This is a genomic window from Leifsonia shinshuensis, assembly GCF_031456835.1.
Taxonomy (GTDB): domain Bacteria; phylum Actinomycetota; class Actinomycetes; order Actinomycetales; family Microbacteriaceae; genus Leifsonia; species Leifsonia shinshuensis_C.
In genome coordinates this window covers 1,496,684-1,512,067 of sequence record NZ_JAVDVK010000001.1, presented here as the reverse complement: position 1 = coordinate 1,512,067, position 15,384 = coordinate 1,496,684, and the positions used below count along the sequence as shown (strand labels likewise).

Sequence of the window (15,384 nt, the reverse complement as noted above, 5' to 3'; positions counted from 1 at the left end):
AGGAATGAACGCAGCGACGTGGACCCTGTCGGGGTTCGGCGACGAGATCGACCAGGATCCCGTCGTCCAGGTGGCGGTGCTGCAGGCGCTCGGTGCGAGCTGCATCGAGGTGCGCAGCGCCTGGGGCGTCAACATCGTCGACCTCGACGGCGAGCAGCTGAACCGCCTGGCGGCCGTGCTCGAGGAGCGGGGGATGGGCGTCTCCGCCATCGCGTCGCCCGTCGGCAAGGTGGATGTGGCGCTGCCCGTCGAGCACGAGGTCGAGCGGCTCGACCGCGCGATCGCGGCCGCCGACCGGCTCGGCACGCGCTACATCCGGCTGTTTTCGTTCTTCCGCGCCGAGGGCGTGACCGTGGAGAGCATCCGCGACGACGTGATGGTGCGGATGCGCGCGCTCGCCGACCGCGCCGAGGCCGCCGGCGTGGTCCTGCTGCACGAGAACGAGAAGGACATCTACGGCGACACCCCCGAGCGCTGCCTCGACATCGTCGAGACGGTCGGCTCGCCGGCGCTGCGCCTGGCCTGGGACAGCGCCAACTTCGTGCAGGTCGGCGTCGCGCATCCCTTCGACGACGGCTACGCCCTGCTGCGCCCGCACCTGGAGTACCTGCAGGTGAAGGACGCGCTCGCCGACACCGGCGAGGTCGTCCCGGCGGGGGAGGGCGACGGCCAGGTGCTGGAGACGCTCACCGCGCTCCGCGACGACGGCTACGCGGGCTTCGCCTCCCTCGAACCCCACCTCACCGACGTGAGCGCGCTCGGCGGCTTCTCGGGCCCCGCGGCCTTCGGCCGTGCCGGACGCGCGTTCCGCCTCCTCACCGACCGGATCGGAGTGACCCTCGCATGACAGACCCCATCACCTCCGGCGCTTCGCCGCTGAACGTCGCCATCGTCGGCTGCGGCATCATCGGCCTCAACCACGCGCGCGCCATCCTGCGGCATCCCCGGCTGACGATCACCGCGCTGGTGGATGCGGTCCCCGCGGCCGCGCACACGCTCGCGGACACCGTCGAGGCCGAGTCGGGCGCCCGGCCCGCCGAGTCCGCCGCGCTGACCGAGGCCCTCGGCGCCGCGCCGATCGACGTCGTCGTCATCTGCACGCCGAGCGGCCTGCACGTGGACGTGGCGCGCGAGGCGATCGCCGCCGGAAAGCACGTGGTGATCGAGAAGCCGCTCGACACCGACATGGGGCGCGCCCGCGAGATCCTGGAGCTGTCCCGTGCCGCCGAGCGCGACGGCCTGGTCGTCTCGGTGATCAGCCAGCACCGCTTCGACCCCGCCTCGCGCGCGGTCGCGGAGGCCGCCCACAGCGGCCGCTTCGGCCGGGTGACCAGCGGGGTCGCGTCGGTCGCGTGGTGGCGCAGCCAGGAGTACTACGACTCCGGGCAGTGGCGGGGCACCTGGGACCTCGACGGCGGGGGCGCGGTGATGAACCAGGGCGTCCACACCGTCGACCTGCTCGTCTGGTTCCTCGGCCGTCCGGTCGAGATCACGGCGCACACCGCCCTGCTGGCGCACGAGCGCGTCGAGGTGGAGGACATAGCCGTCGCCACCATCCGCTTCGAGTCCGGCGCGCTCGCCGTGCTGCATGCCACGACGGCGGCCTTCCCGGGCCTCGCGGTGCGATTGCAGGTGCACGGCGACCGCGGCTCGGCGGTCGTGCACGACGACCAGCTCGAATCGTTCTTCGCCGACGGCGACACTGCAGACCGCGCTTCCGATGTGGTGCCGGCCGCGGAGGTGCGCGGGGGAGACCGGGGCCCGGACGTCTTCGTGACCGGCCACCTGCGGCAGTACGAGGACATCGTCGACGCCATCGACGACCGCCGCGCGCCCGGCGTCGGAGTGGAGGACGCCTTCGTCTCACTCTGCGTCGTCCGCTCCGTCTACCTGTCCGCGACGCTGGGCCGCCCGGTCCGCTTCGAGGAGGTGGTCGCCGGCGACCTGGACGGCGTCACCGTCACGACGGGGGTGCCGGCATGAGGTTCTCCGTCTTCACCGCATCCACCCCCGAATGGACGCCCGAGGAGGCCGCGCGCATCCTCGCCGCACAGGGCTGGGACGGCATCGAGTGGCGCATCACCGACCAGCAGCAGACGGCCGAGCCGGGCTTCTGGGCGGGCAACCGCGCGACCTGGCCGCTGACCGGGCTGGAGGACCACCTCGACGAGATCGCCCGCATCACGCGCGAATCCGGTCTCGCCTTCTCCGGCATCGGCGGCTACGCCCGCTGCGAGCAGCACGACGACGTCGAGCGGATGCTCGCGGCGACGGCGCGGCTCGGCGCCGGGCAGGTGCGCGTCACCATGCCGCGCACCGACTCCGGCGACTACCGCACGCTGTTCGCCGCGGCGCGGCGCGACGTCGAGTGGGCCGCCTCGCGCGCGGCGCATCACGGCGTGAAGGCGTTGGTGGAGCTGCACCACGAGACGATCACGCCGTCCGCCTCGGCGGCCTTCCGCCTCCTCGACGGGCTCGACCCGGAGCACGTCGGCGTCATCCACGATCTCGGCAATCTCGTCATCGAGGGCCGCGAGGAGACGCTGGCGAGCCTCCAGCTGCTCGGACCGTACCTCGCGCACGTTCACGTGAAGAACGCGGCGTGGGTCGCGGGGGAGCCGGAGGAGGACGGCACCGTCCGCTGGCACCACGAGTGGGCGCCGCTCCGGACCGGCGCGGGGGATGTGGATGCGTACTTCCGCGCCCTGCACGACTTCGGCTACGACGGGTGGGTGACCTGCGAGGACTTCTCGACGGAGGTGCCCCTCGAGGAGCGCACCCGGGACGATCTCGCCTACCTGCGTGCCGTCGAGGCCCGCACGCGCACCGCGGACGCGGCGTGACGCCGCCCCGGCGCTCCGCGCGTCACCCGGTCCGGGTCGCGCACCTGGGCCTCGGCGCGTTCCACCGTGCGCACCAGGCCTGGTACACGCAACTCGCGAACGACGCTGGTGGAGACTGGGGCATCGCCGCCTTCACCGGCCGGAGCCCCGAGGCCGCCCGGGTGCTCTCGGCCCAGGATGCGCTCTACACGCTGGTCGAGCGCAGCGCCGACGGCGACGCCCCGCGCACGATCGAGGCGCTGAGCCGGGTGCACGACGGCGCCGGCCGCGCCGCCTGGCGGGCGACCATCGCCGACCCGCAGGTCGGCGTGCTCACGTTGACCGTGACGGAGGCCGGGTATCGCCCGGGCGCCTCGGCGGCCGCCCGAGTGCTCGACGGTCTCGCCGCAAGGCACGCGGCCGGCGCGGGCGGCATCGCGGTGGTCAGCTGCGACAACCTGCCGCGCAACGGCGACGTGATCCGGGATGCCGTGCTCGCGCTCGCCGCGCCCGACGCTGCGCTGGCTACGTGGATCCGGACGGAGGTCGCCTTCGTCTCGACGATGGTCGACCGCATCACCCCGGCCACGACGGACGTGGACCGCGCCGAAGTGCGCCGCCTCACCGGGTGGGACGACGCCGCGCCGGTCATCACCGAGCCGTTCACCGAGTGGGTGCTGGCTGGGACCTTCCCCGCCGGGCGTCCCGATTGGGAGGCCGGGGGAGCGCGCTTCGTCGCCGACATCGAGCCGTTCGAGCGGCGCAAGCTGTGGCTGCTCAACGCCGGGCACTCCCTGCTCGCCTACCACGGCCTCCTCCGCGGGCGGACGACGGTCGCCGAGGCCGTCGCCGACCCGGCCCTGCGCGACGAGCTGGAGCGGCTGTGGGCGGAGCAGCGGGTCGGCCTCCCGTTCGACGATGCCGCGGTGGAGGAGGCGCTCGCCGCCCTGCGGGACCGCTTCGCCAACGCGCGCATCGAGCACCGGCTCGCCCAGATCGCGACCGACGGCTCGCAGAAGCTCGGTCCGCGCATCCTGGATCCGCTGCGCGCCCGCTTCGCCGAAGGCCGCCCGCCCGGCAGCGCTCAGGCCGGAGTGCTGGGCGCCTGGGCGCTGCATCTCGCGACGACGGAGCCGGGGTCTGTGCGCGATGCCGGGGCCGGCGACCTGCCCGCCCGGCTGCGGGACGCCCGCACCCCCTCCGACCGCGCGGCGCTCGTCGTGGCCGCCCTCGCCCCCGACCTCACCGAACGCACCGACCTGGTCGCGCTGATCGCCGACCGCATCGCATCCCTGCAAGGAGCACACGCATGAGAATCACCGCCGCCGACGTCCTGATCACCAGCCCCGGCCGCAACTTCGTCACCCTCCGCATCACGACCGAGGACGGCGTGACCGGCCTCGGCGACGCCACGCTGAACGGGCGCGAGCTCGCCGTGGCGGCCTACCTCAGCGAGCACGTCGTCCCGCTGCTGATCGGACGGGACGCGCACCAGATCGAGGACACCTGGCAGTACCTGTACCGCGGCGCGTACTGGCGGCGCGGCCCGGTGACGATGGCGTCGATCGCCGCGGTGGACACGGCGCTGTGGGACATCAAGGCCAAGGTCGCCGGCCTGCCGCTCTACCAGCTGCTCGGCGGACGCAGCCGGCGGGGATGCCTCACCTACGGTCACGCGTCGGGGGCGGAGCTGCCCGAGCTGTTCGACTCGGTGCGCGCGCACCTGGAGCAGGGCTACCGCGCCATCCGCATCCAGACCGGCGTGCCCGGGCTCGGCTCGGTGTACGGCGTCGCGTCCTCGGCGAACGCGACGGCCGGTGCCGGCGGCACCACGACGCGCTACGACCACGAGCCGGCCCGCCGCAGTGCGGTGCCGGTCGAGGAGCAGTGGGACACGCGCGCCTACCTGCGCCACATCCCGGGCGTGTTCGAGGCGGTGCGGAACGAGTTCGGGCCCGAGCTGCCGCTGCTGCACGACGCGCACCACCGGCTCACGCCCATCCAGGCCGCCAAGCTCGGCAAGTCGCTGGAGCCGTACGACCTGTTCTGGCTGGAGGATGTCACCCCCGCCGAGAACCAAGCCGTGCTGCGCCGCGTGCGCGAGCACACCACGACGCCGCTGGCGATCGGCGAGGTGTTCAACACGATCTGGGACTACCGGGAGCTGTTCGAGGAGCAGCTGATCGACTACGTGCGCTCGCCAGTCACGCACGCCGGCGGCATCACCGGCCTCCGGCGGATCTTCGACTACGCCGCCGTCTACCAGATCAAGTCGGGCGTGCACGGCCCGACCGACGTGTCGCCCGTGGGACTGGCGGCGGCCATCCACCTCGGGGTCGCCATCCCGAACTTCGGCATCCAGGAGTACATGAAGCACAGCCCCGAGACGGACGAGCTGTTCCGGCCCGGCTACTCGTTCGCCGACGGGCTGCTGATCCCGGGCGAGGAGCCCGGCCTGGGCGTCGACTACGACGAGGTGCTGGCCGAGTCCTTCCCGTATCAGGCGGCATACTTGCCGGTGAACCGTCTGCTGGACGGTTCGATGCACGACTGGTGAGCGGCGGGGTCGCGGGAGTCGTCGGTGTCGTCGCGGTTGCGTGAGTCGGAGAGTCAGGGAGGAACGCGGGTGGAGCCGGTCCAGGTTGTGGTGATGGGCGTGTCCGGGTCGGGCAAGACCACGGTCGGAGAGCTGCTCGCGGAGCGTCTCGGCGTGCCGTTCGTCGACGGCGACGCCCTGCACCCGCCGGCGAACGTCGCCAAGATGGCCTCCGGCACGCCGCTCACGGACGAGGACCGCATCCCCTGGCTGCAGGAGGTCGGCCGCACCCTCGCGTCGACCGGTCCGGACGGCGTCGTGGTCGCCTGCTCCGCCCTGAAGCGCGCCTACCGCGACCTCATCCGGGCGGAGGCGCCCGCGGCGGTGTTCGCCGAGCTCGACGGAACGCGCGAGCTGCTCGCCGCCCGCATGAGCGAGCGGCCCGGGCACTTCATGCCGGTCTCCCTGCTCGACTCGCAGCTGGCCACCCTCGAGCCGCTGCAGTCCGACGAGGCGGGCCTCCGCCTCGACGTCGGCCGCCCGCCGCGGGCGCTGGCCGACGCGGTCGCCGCGGCGCTGCCGCCGCGCGCCTGACGGCGTGCACTCCGGGGCGCCCGCCGTGGCCGGCGGGGCGTGCCCCGGCCGCGCGGCCGCGCCAGCTCACGATCGTAGGTGTGAAACGTTCAAATCTCCGACGCAAGGCTTTCCCGAAGGAGATCGGGCTCGAATCCGCCTGAATGTCCGACATACGCTCGCGAATCTCCGACGGTAGGCATCCCGCACCCCAACCGTCGAGGGGTCGCAACACGCCGTTATGCGCGCCGGATACCGGCGTGTTGCGCCCCCCGTTGCGCGCGGCTAGCCGGCGGGCGGGGGAGCCGCGAGCGCGGCGAGCTGCGTCGCGAAGGCCGGCGCATCCACCGCGGCGAAGAAGGCGGCGTCGGCGGCCTCCACGTCGGCCGTCGCGCGGCGGGCCGCCGCAGCGCCCTCGCGGGTGGGGCGCAGTACGCGGGCGCGGCCGTCGGTGGGATGCGGCAGCCGCTCCACGAGGCCGCCGCGCTCCAGTGCCCGTACCACCTGGGACGTCATCATCGGGTCGGTGTCCGCGAACGCCGCCAGGTCGACCTGCGTCACGAGCCGCTCGGGCTCGCGGTCGGCCAGCCAGGTGAGGGATGCGAGCAGCACGTACTGCACGTGCGTCAGCTCGTGCGGGGCGAGCGCCGCGCGCATCCTCGCCTGCCAGCGGTTCGTAACCCGCCACAGCAGCAGCCCCGGGCTCTGCGCCGCGACCGGGAACCGGCTCCCCAGGCCCGCCTGTGCGCGGCCGCTGCTACCGCCGGCGCCGACTTCGCCCGCCTCAGCCACGGTCCGCCTGCGATTCGGCCGCCTCCGCCTCCGCCCGCGCCTCCGCGACCCGCACCTCCGCCGCCCGCAGCAGCTCCGCCATCGCGACCGGGAAGTCCCCGGCGATCTGCGGCCCCAGCTCCGGGCCGACCGCGTCCGCGTCCTCGCCGTCGATCTCCAGGGTGTGCGTCACGTCCGTGCCGCCGTCGGAGTGGGGGGCCAGCGTGTGCCGGAACGTGAGCGTCAGCCCGCCGAAGGCGGTGCGGTCGGCGTAGACGCGCTCCGGCTCCAGCTCGACGATCTCGGACGTCATCGAGTCCTGGCCCTGCGGCGTCACCGTGACCGTGGTGCCGACGGCGAAGGGTCCGTGCAGCTCGAAGCGGTCGCTGGCCGGGCCGAGCGGGGTGCCGCTGTGCAGGTCGCGCAACGCCGACCAGACGACGGAGGCGGGGGCGCCGGTTCCGGCGCTGTGCTGGGTGGTCCACATGGTGATCTCCGATCCGAAACTAATAAGCGCGCTTATCGTATCGTCATCGGGTAGACTCGGCAACTGAACTTCGGCGAGGGATGCTGCCCACAGCATCCGTGATCGACGCGGTGGAGCAGGCTACGCAGTCTTTCCTCGCGCACTTCGATGCGTTCGAGTCGAACAACAACCACACTGCGGGCCTCTCGGCTCGCCCGACAGCCGGACCCCCGTCCGGCGAGGAGACACCATGGCAGACGAGTCCAACAAGGTCGCAGCCGAGCTGCGCGAGAGCTTCGGCAAGGGCGCGGCGCGCAAGATCCGCGCGGCCGGCAAGATCCCCGCCGTCATCTACGGTCACGGCACCGACCCCGTCCACATCACCGTCCCGGCCCACCAGGTCGGCCTGCTGCTGCGCAAGGCGAACGCGGTCCTCGACCTCGACATCGCCGGCAAGGCCGAGCTCGCCCTGGTCAAGGACGTGCAGAAGGACCCGGTGTCGCAGATCATCGAGCACCTCGACCTCATCCTCATCCGCCGCGGTGAGAAGGTCACCGTCGAGGTGCCCGTGCACATCGAGGGCGAGCCGTACTCCGGCACTATCGCCATGCTCGAGGTGAGCACCATCCGCCTCGAGACCGAGGCCACCCACATCCCGGAGCGCATCGTCATCGACGTCACCGACGCTCCCGAGGGCACCCAGTACCTGGCCAAGGACTTCGCCCTCCCGCAGGGCTCGACCCTGGCGGAGGACGAGGAGCTCCTCATCGTCAACATCGCGGTGCCGGCGTCCGCCCGTGCCGAGGACGAGGAGACCGCCGCGGCCGAGGCCGCCGCGGAGGCCGAGGCCGGCGAGAGCGCCGAGTAAGCACCTCTCATGGAATCACCCCGTCAGGCGCCCGCCCCGGGACCGTCGGACGGGCCGTGGCTCGTGGTCGGGCTCGGTAACCCCGGGCCCGGCTACGCCGCCACCCGTCACAACGTGGGTCAGATGGTGCTCGACGAGCTCGCCTCGCGCGGCCGTCTCACCTTCAAGACGCACAAGACGAACGCGACGGTCGCCGAGGGTCGGCTGACCCCCGGCGGCCCGCGGTTCGTCCTCGCCAAGCCGAACACGTACATGAACGTGTCCGGCGGGCCGGTGTCGCAGCTGCTGCGCTTCTACTCGCTCGACCCGTCGCACCTGATCGTGGTGCACGACGAGCTGGACATCCCGTTCGACACCGTCCGCCTCAAGCACGGAGGCGGCCACGGAGGCCACAACGGCGTCCGCGACGTGATCGCGGCGATCGGAACGGGCGACTTCACGCGCGTGCGCGTCGGCGTCGGCCGTCCCCCGGGTTCGGCGGGCGCCGCCGACCACGTGCTCAAGGCCTTCTCCGCGACCGAGCGCAAGAACCTGCCCATCCTCGTCGCAGACGCGGCGGATGCGGTCGAGCAGGTCGCCGCCGAGGGACTCACCCCGGCGCAGAACCGCTTCCACGCCCGCTGACGCGCATCCCCCGCCATCGAGTACACGAAAAGTGCACGCGATCTCGGCGTGTCCCGTGCACTTTTCGTGTACTCGCCGGAGGGGACGTGCGCGGCGGGGATTCACGACGAACGCTCAGCGGGAGCGGAGGCGGCGCCCTGCCTCGCGCCAGGCGGCGCGCGTACCGTGACCGGCATGAAGTTGTTCTCGCGCGAGTGGGGCACCGGTGACCGCTACGCCGTCCTCGTCCACGGAGTGATGTCGGACTCGCGCAACTGGCGCCGCGTCGGCCCGGTGCTCGCAGATCGCGGCTACCACGTGATCGCCGTCGACCTCCGCGGGCACGGCCACAGCCCCCGCACCGACGAGTACTCGGCCGAGCTGATGGCGCAGGACATCGTCGACACCGTCCCGGACCGTCCCGAGCTCGTCATGGGCCACTCCCTCGGTGGCCTCACCGTGAGCCTCGCGATCGAGCGCCTCGACCCGGAGCGCGTGATCTACGTCGACCCGGCCTTCTCGTGCCCGGCCACGAACCGGTTCCAGCAGCTGCTCGCGCCCGCGTTCCTCCGCACCCTCGCACGCCAGTCCGCCGCCCGCATCGCCAAGCGCAACCCCCGCTGGGATCCGGCCGACGTCGCCATCGAGGTGGAGACCTTCCGGGCCTTCGATCGCGCGGTCCTGCCCGTCGTGGTGACCCCGTCCGCGATGCGCGCTCCCGAGGTGATGACCGTTCCCTCGCTCGTGATGCTCGCCGACAACTCGCAGCTGGTGAAGCCCGAGCTCGCGCAGCGCCTCCGCGGGGAGGGCTACGAGGTCCGGATCGTGCCCGGTTCCGGCCACGTGATCAACCGCGACGACCACGACGGCTTCATGAGGGCGCTGGACGGCTGGATCTGATCCTCCCGAACGTCCGCTGCCCCTGGAACTGTCGGCGGCCCCACGTAGAATCGACCGAGTGATACTCCAGGGTCTGGTCGGCGCGCTTGCGCGCGAGTCCTCGTTCAGCGACGCGCTCGCCCATGCGGCGCGCGACGCCGACTTCTCGCTGACCGACGGCCTGCGCGCTCCGCTCCTCGCCGGGCTGCTGCGCCACCGCGCCGAGCAGGGCGCCTCCCAGGCGGTGCTGCTCATCACGGCGACGGGACGCGAGTCCGAGTCCATCCGCGGCGCGCTGCCCTGCCTGCTGCCGGAGGCCGAGATCGTCGAGTTCCCGGCGTGGGAGACCCTGCCGCATGAGCGCCTGAGCCCGAGCGCGGAGATCGTCGGCAAGCGGCTGCTCGCCCTGCGGAAGCTGACCGACTGGGCGGACGGCGACCAGCGCACGCCGTTCATCCTCGTGGCCTCCGTGCGTGCGGCGCTGCAGCCGCTCGCCGACAACCTCACCGACTACTCGACCGTCGAGCTGGCCACCGGCGGCCGCGGCTTCGACCTCGGCGGTCTGTCCGCCCAGCTGGTCGACCTCGCCTACGCGCGCGTCGACATGGTGACCCGGCGCGGCGAGTTCGCCGTGCGCGGCGGCATCCTCGACGTCTTCCCGCCGACGGCCGACCACCCGTTCCGCGTCGACTTCTTCGGCGACGAGGTGGATCAGATCCGCGCCTTCTCGGTGGCCGACCAGCGGTCCCTTCCGGACCCGATCTCGTCGGTCGCTCTGCCGCCGAGCCGTGAGCTGCTGCTCAGCGAGTCGGTGCGGCAGCGGGCGCGCGAGATGGAGCACGAGTTCCCGAGCCTGTCGGCCATGCTCGCCAAGATCGGCGAGGGCATCCCGGTCGAGGGGATGGAGTCGCTGGCTCCCGCGCTCGTCGACCGGCTGGTGCCTCTGACCCACTACCTGCCCGGGGGTGCCGCTGTCGCGGTGCTGTCGCCCGAGCGGGTCGCCTCGCGCGCGGTGAGCCTCGCCGAGACCAACCGCGAGTTCCTGTCGGCCGCCTGGAGCGCCGCCACCGTGGGGGCCGCCGCGCCGATCGACCTCGCGGCCGGCGACTTCATGACGCTGCAGCAGCTGAGGGACTCGGTGAAGTTCAGCCGCCCGGGAGCGCCCAGTCCCGACCATCCCTGGTGGACGATGAGCGGCTTCCAGGCCAACGACGTGCTGCCCGAAGAGCTGGAGCTGGAGGAGCACCTGCAGGTGCGCATCCAGGCCGAGGCCGTCCCGAGCTTCCAGGGGAACGTCTCCGGCGCGGTCGAGCACGTGCGCGGACGCCTCCGCGACGGCTGGCAGGTCGCGATCGTCGCCGCCGGCAACGGACTGGTGGAGAGGGCCGCCGACGTGCTCGCCGAGGCCGAGCTGCCGGCCCGTCCGGTGGACGAGTTCCCGGCCGATCCCGAGCCCGGCATCGCGTACCTGATCAAGGCGACTGCCGAGCACGGGTTCGAGATGCCGGACATCAAGCTCGCCCTGATCAGCGAGGCCGAGTTCTACGGCCGCACCATCGGCTACGACTCGCGCCAGGTGAAGAAGCTGGCTACGCGGCGCAAGAACGTGGTCGACCCGCTGCAGCTGAAGCCCGGCGACTACGTCGTGCACGAGACGCACGGCATCGGCAAGTTCGTCGAGCTCACCCAGCGCGAGGTGTCGAGCGGCGGACGCAACGCGGTCAAGTCGAAGCGCGAGTACCTGGTGCTGGAGTACGCGCCCTCGAAGCGCGGCTACCCCGGCGACAAGCTCTACGTGCCCACCGACCAGCTCGACCTGCTCACCCGCTACGTGGGCGGGGAGGCGCCGCAGCTGTCCAAGATGGGCGGCAGCGACTGGGCGGCGGCGAAGGGACGAGCGCGTCGCGCGGTCCGCGACATCGCCGTGGAGCTCGTCAAGCTCTACTCGGCGCGCATGGCGAGCAAGGGCCACGCGTTCGGTCCGGACACCCCGTGGCAGCGCGAGCTGGAGGAGGCCTTCCCCTTCGCCGAGACGCACGACCAGCTCCAGACCATCGACGAGGTGAAGGCCGACATGGAGCGGCCCATCCCGATGGACCGTCTGATCTCGGGCGACGTCGGCTTCGGCAAGACCGAGATCGCCATCCGTGCGGCGTTCAAGGCCGTGCAGGACGGCAAGCAGGTCGCCATGCTCGTGCCCACGACGCTGCTGGTGAAGCAGCACGCCGAGACGTTCCAGGAGCGCTTCGCCGGGTTCCCCATCCACCTCCGCCAGCTCAGCCGGTTCCAGACCGACAAGGAGGCGCGCGAGACGCTGCGCGGCCTGGCGGACGGCACGGTGGATGTGGTGATCGGCACCCACCGCATCCTCGCCGACGGCATCACCTTCAAAGACCTCGGCCTTGTGATCATCGACGAGGAGCAGCGGTTCGGCGTCGAGCACAAGGAGGCGCTGAAGAAGCTCAAGACCAACGTCGACATCCTCGCCATGAGCGCCACGCCGATCCCGCGGACGCTGGAGATGGCGGTCACCGGCATCAGGGAGATGTCGACGCTCGCCACCCCGCCCGAGGACCGGCACCCGATCCTCACCTTCGTGGGGCCGTACTCCGACAAGCAGGTCGCCGCGGCGATCCGGCGCGAGCTGCTGCGCGAGGGCCAGGTGTTCTTCGTGCACAATCGCGTCGGCTCGATCACGAGCATGGCGGCGAAGCTGGCCGAGCTCGTGCCCGAGGCCCGCATCGGGGTCGCCCACGGCAAGATGAACGAGCACGCCCTGGAGCAGGTGGTCGTCGACTTCTGGGAGCGGCGGTTCGACGTGCTGGTCTCGACCACGATCATCGAGACCGGCCTCGACATCTCGAACGCGAACACGATCATCATCGACCGCGCCGACAAGTACGGCCTCAGCCAACTGCACCAGCTGCGCGGCCGCGTCGGCCGTGGCCGCGAGCGCGCGTACGCGTACTTCCTCTGGGACGAGGACAAGCCGCTGAGCGAGACCGCGCACGACCGCCTGTCCACGATCGCGGCGAACAACGACCTCGGCAGCGGTATGCAGGTCGCGCTCAAAGACCTCGAGATCCGCGGCGCGGGCAACCTGCTCGGCGGGGAGCAGTCCGGCCACATCGCCGGCGTCGGCTTCGACCTGTACCTGCGGATGATCGGCGAGGCCGTCTCCACCTTCCGCGGCGAGGTCGCCGAGGGCCAGACCGAGCTGCGCCTGGAGCTGCCGGTGGATGCGCACATCCCGGAGGAGTACGTGGACAGCGAGCGCCTGCGGCTGGAGGCCTACCAGAAGCTGTCGACGGCGAGCTCGCCCAACGCGAAGGACGGCCAGATCGACCTCGTGCTCGAGGAGCTGACCGACCGCTACGGCGCTCCGCCGGAGCCGGTCACCAACCTGATCGCCGTGTCGCGGCTGCGCCGGGCGGCGCAGAAGGCGGGCCTCGGAGAGGTCGTTGCGATGGGCTCCAACCTCCGCCTGGCGCCGGCCGTGCTGCCGGACTCCCTGCAGGTGCGCCTCCAGCGCATGTACCCGGGCTCGAAGTACCACGCGGCGCCGAAGGTCGCGACGGTTCCGCTGCCGAGGGTGAACGGCGAGGCTCTGGACGACGCCGACCTCATCGGCTGGGTGGCGGACCTGCTCGGCGCCCTGTTCCCGGAGAAGGAGCCCGCCGCGGAGCAGCGCGCCGGCTGAGCGGACGAGCGTCCGCCCAGCCGGGCCGCGCCGATCGGTCAGGAGAGCAGGCCGCCGATCAGGCCGCCCGCAACGCCCGCGCCGACGACTCCGGCCGCGCCTCCTCCGGCTCCGGCGCCGGCGTTCATGAACGGCCCCATCGCGCCGACGAAGGCCTGGAGGTTGCGGGTCTGCATGAGCACGGTGCCCGGACCGGTGAACTCGGCGACCAGCATCTCGCCCGACGTGAACGACCGGAACAGGCTCTTCGTCGCCTTCTGGATGCGCACATCCATGCTCGAGTCCCAGGCCACGACGTGTCCCGTGTCGATGATGTACCGCTCGCCCGGCTGCAGCACCTTCTCGTGGAGGGAGCCGAAGGCGGTGAGCAGCAGCACGCCCTGTCCGGAGACGCGCATGATGAACAGGCTGTCGCTGCCGAAGAAGCCGCTCAGGCCGCCCCACTTGGTGTCGATCTCCAGCGACGGCTCGCTTGCGAGGTAGCTGGCGGCCGCGATGTTGTAGGTGCCGTTCTCGAGGTGGAGCGGCACCAGGTCGCCCGGCGCGGACGGCGCCAGGGTCAGCTCGCCCGCGCCGGCAGTCGCCGTGAAGCGGGAGACGAACGCCGAGCGCCCTGCGACCGAGCGCTTCACGGCGCCGAGGACGCCGCCTTCGAGTTGCGACGAGAGCTCGACGGACGGCGACATGGACACCATGGCGCCCGCTTGCGTCGCCACGGTCTGTCCGGGCGCGAGGTCGAGGGTCGCCATCGAGAAGGCGGGGCGGTAGTCCACGCGGTAGTCGAAGGTGCCGGCGCGGCCGACGTCGGGGAGGATCGTGAATTCAGACATGGGTGGAGGGTACGGAATCGCGCGTGCCGCCGTCTGATTGCGGTCACAGGCGCACCCGATCGGGCACCTTCGGACGCGGGAACGCGCTCAGTGTCCGGCCGCGCCGACCTCCGCGGCGGCCGTGCCGTGGCCGGTCGGGTGGGGGTGCGGGTGCAGCCGCCGGTTGCGCCGGGCGAGCAGGCTGACCAGGATGGCCGCCAGCACGATCGACACCGCCGATCCGAGGAGCACGGCGAGGGTCCCCTCGGCGCGCACCTCCTCGGCGCCGGCGAAGGCGAGCTCGTTCATGAGCAGAGACACCGTGAACCCGATGCCGCCGAGCGCCGAGATCGTCAGCAGCCCGAACACCGAGATGCGACCGCGCTCGGGCCCCTTCTTCGTGAACGACCCGAGCCATCCACCGAGCGTGATGCCGACCACCTTGCCGACCGGCAGGGCGATGAGGATCGCCCAGAACGCGGGGGAGAGCTGCGAGGGCGACACCTGCGGGATGACGACGAGCGCCGCCGAGAACGCGAACAGCGGCAAGATAACCCCGTTCGACCACGGCTCGAGCGCGTGCGTGACGCGTCCCGCGGGCTGCCGCGCCATCGCGAGCCCCAGTGCGACGCCCGCGATCGTGGCGTGTACGCCCGAGTCGTACACCAGCCACCACGTGAGGGCCGCGAGCAGCACCATGAGGACACCGAGCGGCCAGCGCAGCCGTCCGCGCAGCATCCGGCTGAGGGCCCCGAACAGGACGACGGTGACCGCCGCGAGCGCGAGCTCCCACAGGTTCGGGTCGGTGGTGAAGAACACCGCGATGATCAGGATGGCGATCAGGTCGTCGAGCACGGCGAGGGCGAGCAGGAAGACCCGCAGCCGGTTCGGCAGCCCGCGCCCGAACACGGCCAGCACGCCCAGCGCGAAGGCGATGTCGGTGGCGGTCGGGATCGGCCAGCCCTGCTGCACGCCGGAGCCGACGGTGAGTGCGAGGTACAGACCGGCCGGCACGATGACGCCCGCGACCGCCGCGATGGCCGGATGGATGGCCTTCTGCACGCTGTTCAGCTCGCCCGCGACCAGCTCGTGCTTGAGCTCGACCGCGACGATGAAGAAGAAGATCGCGAGCAGTCCGTCGCTGATCGCGTGGCCCACGCTGATCTTGAGGAAGCCGCCGCCGAGGTACGCGTGCTGGATGTCGACCAGCGTCGGCCCGACCGGCGTGTTGGCGAGGAGGAGACCGAGGGCGGCGGCGCCCAGCAGGAGGCCGGCGGCGGTGCGCTCGGAGCGGATGATGCTCATGGAATCACCAATCTGGGGTCACGGACTCGACGCCGACCAGACTTCCCGGCAC

14 protein-coding genes are annotated in these 15,384 nt (G+C 72.0%); 10 read left to right on the top strand and 4 right to left on the bottom strand.

All coding sequences use genetic code 11. The features are described from left to right. Positions 1–4 precede the first annotated feature (4 nt). The 6 genes from J2W45_RS07385 to J2W45_RS07360 all read left to right on the top strand — a co-directional run bounded on the left by J2W45_RS07385 (position 5) and on the right by J2W45_RS07360 (position 5,952). The gene (locus tag J2W45_RS07385) at positions 5–847 is read left to right on the top strand and encodes a sugar phosphate isomerase/epimerase family protein (RefSeq protein WP_310130312.1); all 843 of its coding nucleotides are present in this window, start codon (positions 5–7) and stop codon (positions 845–847) included. Next, positions 844–1,983 (top strand): Gfo/Idh/MocA family protein, encoded by a 1,140-nt coding sequence (locus J2W45_RS07380; protein WP_310130308.1) that lies wholly within the window; start codon positions 844–846, stop codon positions 1,981–1,983. The genes J2W45_RS07385 and J2W45_RS07380 overlap by 4 nt, the downstream gene beginning before the upstream one ends. After that, positions 1,980–2,843, top strand: coding sequence for a sugar phosphate isomerase/epimerase family protein (locus J2W45_RS07375; protein WP_310130306.1), 864 nt, complete (start codon positions 1,980–1,982; stop codon positions 2,841–2,843). The genes J2W45_RS07380 and J2W45_RS07375 overlap by 4 nt, the downstream gene beginning before the upstream one ends. Next, positions 2,840–4,135 (top strand): mannitol dehydrogenase family protein, encoded by a 1,296-nt coding sequence (locus tag J2W45_RS07370; RefSeq protein ID WP_310130303.1) that lies wholly within the window; start codon positions 2,840–2,842, stop codon positions 4,133–4,135. The genes J2W45_RS07375 and J2W45_RS07370 overlap by 4 nt, the downstream gene beginning before the upstream one ends. After that, positions 4,132–5,379, top strand: coding sequence for a D-mannonate dehydratase ManD (gene manD / locus J2W45_RS07365; RefSeq protein ID WP_310130299.1), 1,248 nt, complete (start codon positions 4,132–4,134; stop codon positions 5,377–5,379). Before J2W45_RS07370 ends, manD begins: the two co-directional genes overlap by 4 nt. A 69-nt stretch (positions 5,380–5,448) precedes the next feature. After that, positions 5,449–5,952: a gluconokinase gene (locus tag J2W45_RS07360; protein WP_310130296.1), complete on the top strand. Its 504-nt coding sequence runs from the start codon at positions 5,449–5,451 to the stop codon at positions 5,950–5,952. A 264-nt stretch (positions 5,953–6,216) separates the two neighbouring features. Here the strand turns inward: J2W45_RS07360 and J2W45_RS07355 are convergent, their stop codons facing one another. Together J2W45_RS07355 and J2W45_RS07350 are read right to left on the bottom strand one after the other, a co-directional pair. Next, complete coding sequence (locus J2W45_RS07355) at positions 6,217–6,723, bottom strand: MarR family winged helix-turn-helix transcriptional regulator (protein ID WP_310130292.1); 507 nt, start codon at positions 6,721–6,723, stop codon at positions 6,217–6,219. Beyond that, on the bottom strand, positions 6,716–7,189 hold the full coding sequence (locus J2W45_RS07350) for an SRPBCC family protein (protein WP_310130289.1): 474 nt from the start codon (positions 7,187–7,189) through the stop codon (positions 6,716–6,718). The genes J2W45_RS07355 and J2W45_RS07350 overlap by 8 nt, the downstream gene beginning before the upstream one ends. Before the next feature lie 229 nt (positions 7,190–7,418). Here J2W45_RS07350 and J2W45_RS07345 point away from each other — a divergent pair, with 229 nt between their 5' ends. The 4 genes from J2W45_RS07345 to mfd all read left to right on the top strand — a co-directional run bounded on the left by J2W45_RS07345 (position 7,419) and on the right by mfd (position 13,218). Beyond that, entirely contained in the window at positions 7,419–8,036 is a 618-nt protein-coding gene (locus tag J2W45_RS07345; protein ID WP_310130287.1) for a 50S ribosomal protein L25/general stress protein Ctc, read from the top strand. Positions 8,037–8,045: 9 nt separating this feature from the next. Continuing rightward, positions 8,046–8,660 (top strand): aminoacyl-tRNA hydrolase, encoded by a 615-nt coding sequence (gene pth, locus J2W45_RS07340; protein WP_310130285.1) that lies wholly within the window; start codon positions 8,046–8,048, stop codon positions 8,658–8,660. 174 nt (positions 8,661–8,834) lie between these two features. Next, a complete protein-coding gene (locus J2W45_RS07335; protein WP_310130282.1) occupies positions 8,835–9,539 on the top strand; it encodes an alpha/beta fold hydrolase in 705 nt (234 codons plus the stop codon). A gap of 58 nt (positions 9,540–9,597) precedes the next feature. After that, positions 9,598–13,218: a transcription-repair coupling factor gene (mfd, locus tag J2W45_RS07330; protein ID WP_310130279.1), complete on the top strand. Its 3,621-nt coding sequence runs from the start codon at positions 9,598–9,600 to the stop codon at positions 13,216–13,218. Positions 13,219–13,256: 38 nt separating this feature from the next. Here the strand turns inward: mfd and J2W45_RS07325 are convergent, their stop codons facing one another. Next, the gene (locus J2W45_RS07325) at positions 13,257–14,048 is read right to left on the bottom strand and encodes a TIGR00266 family protein (protein WP_310130277.1); all 792 of its coding nucleotides are present in this window, start codon (positions 14,046–14,048) and stop codon (positions 13,257–13,259) included. An 87-nt stretch (positions 14,049–14,135) separates the two neighbouring features. Next, the gene (locus tag J2W45_RS07320) at positions 14,136–15,332 is read right to left on the bottom strand and encodes a Na+/H+ antiporter NhaA (RefSeq protein WP_310130274.1); all 1,197 of its coding nucleotides are present in this window, start codon (positions 15,330–15,332) and stop codon (positions 14,136–14,138) included. Positions 15,333–15,384 lie beyond the last annotated feature (52 nt).

Bases quoted from the DNA above. Each gene is read 5' to 3' on its own strand.
- J2W45_RS07325 (WP_310130277.1), bottom strand. From the start codon at position 14,048: ATGTCTGAATTCACGATCCTCCCCGACGTCGGCCGCGCCGGCACCTTC.
- J2W45_RS07335 (WP_310130282.1), top strand. From the start codon at position 8,835: ATGAAGTTGTTCTCGCGCGAGTGGGGCACCGGTGACCGCTACGCCGTC.
- J2W45_RS07380 (WP_310130308.1), top strand. From the start codon at position 844: ATGACAGACCCCATCACCTCCGGCGCTTCGCCGCTGAACGTCGCCATC.
- J2W45_RS07385 (WP_310130312.1), top strand. From the start codon at position 5: ATGAACGCAGCGACGTGGACCCTGTCGGGGTTCGGCGACGAGATCGAC.
- J2W45_RS07320 (WP_310130274.1), bottom strand. From the start codon at position 15,332: ATGAGCATCATCCGCTCCGAGCGCACCGCCGCCGGCCTCCTGCTGGGC.
- J2W45_RS07375 (WP_310130306.1), top strand. From the start codon at position 1,980: ATGAGGTTCTCCGTCTTCACCGCATCCACCCCCGAATGGACGCCCGAG.
- J2W45_RS07350 (WP_310130289.1), bottom strand. From the start codon at position 7,189: ATGTGGACCACCCAGCACAGCGCCGGAACCGGCGCCCCCGCCTCCGTC.
- manD (WP_310130299.1), top strand. From the start codon at position 4,132: ATGAGAATCACCGCCGCCGACGTCCTGATCACCAGCCCCGGCCGCAAC.
- pth (WP_310130285.1), top strand. From the start codon at position 8,046: ATGGAATCACCCCGTCAGGCGCCCGCCCCGGGACCGTCGGACGGGCCG.
- J2W45_RS07345 (WP_310130287.1), top strand. From the start codon at position 7,419: ATGGCAGACGAGTCCAACAAGGTCGCAGCCGAGCTGCGCGAGAGCTTC.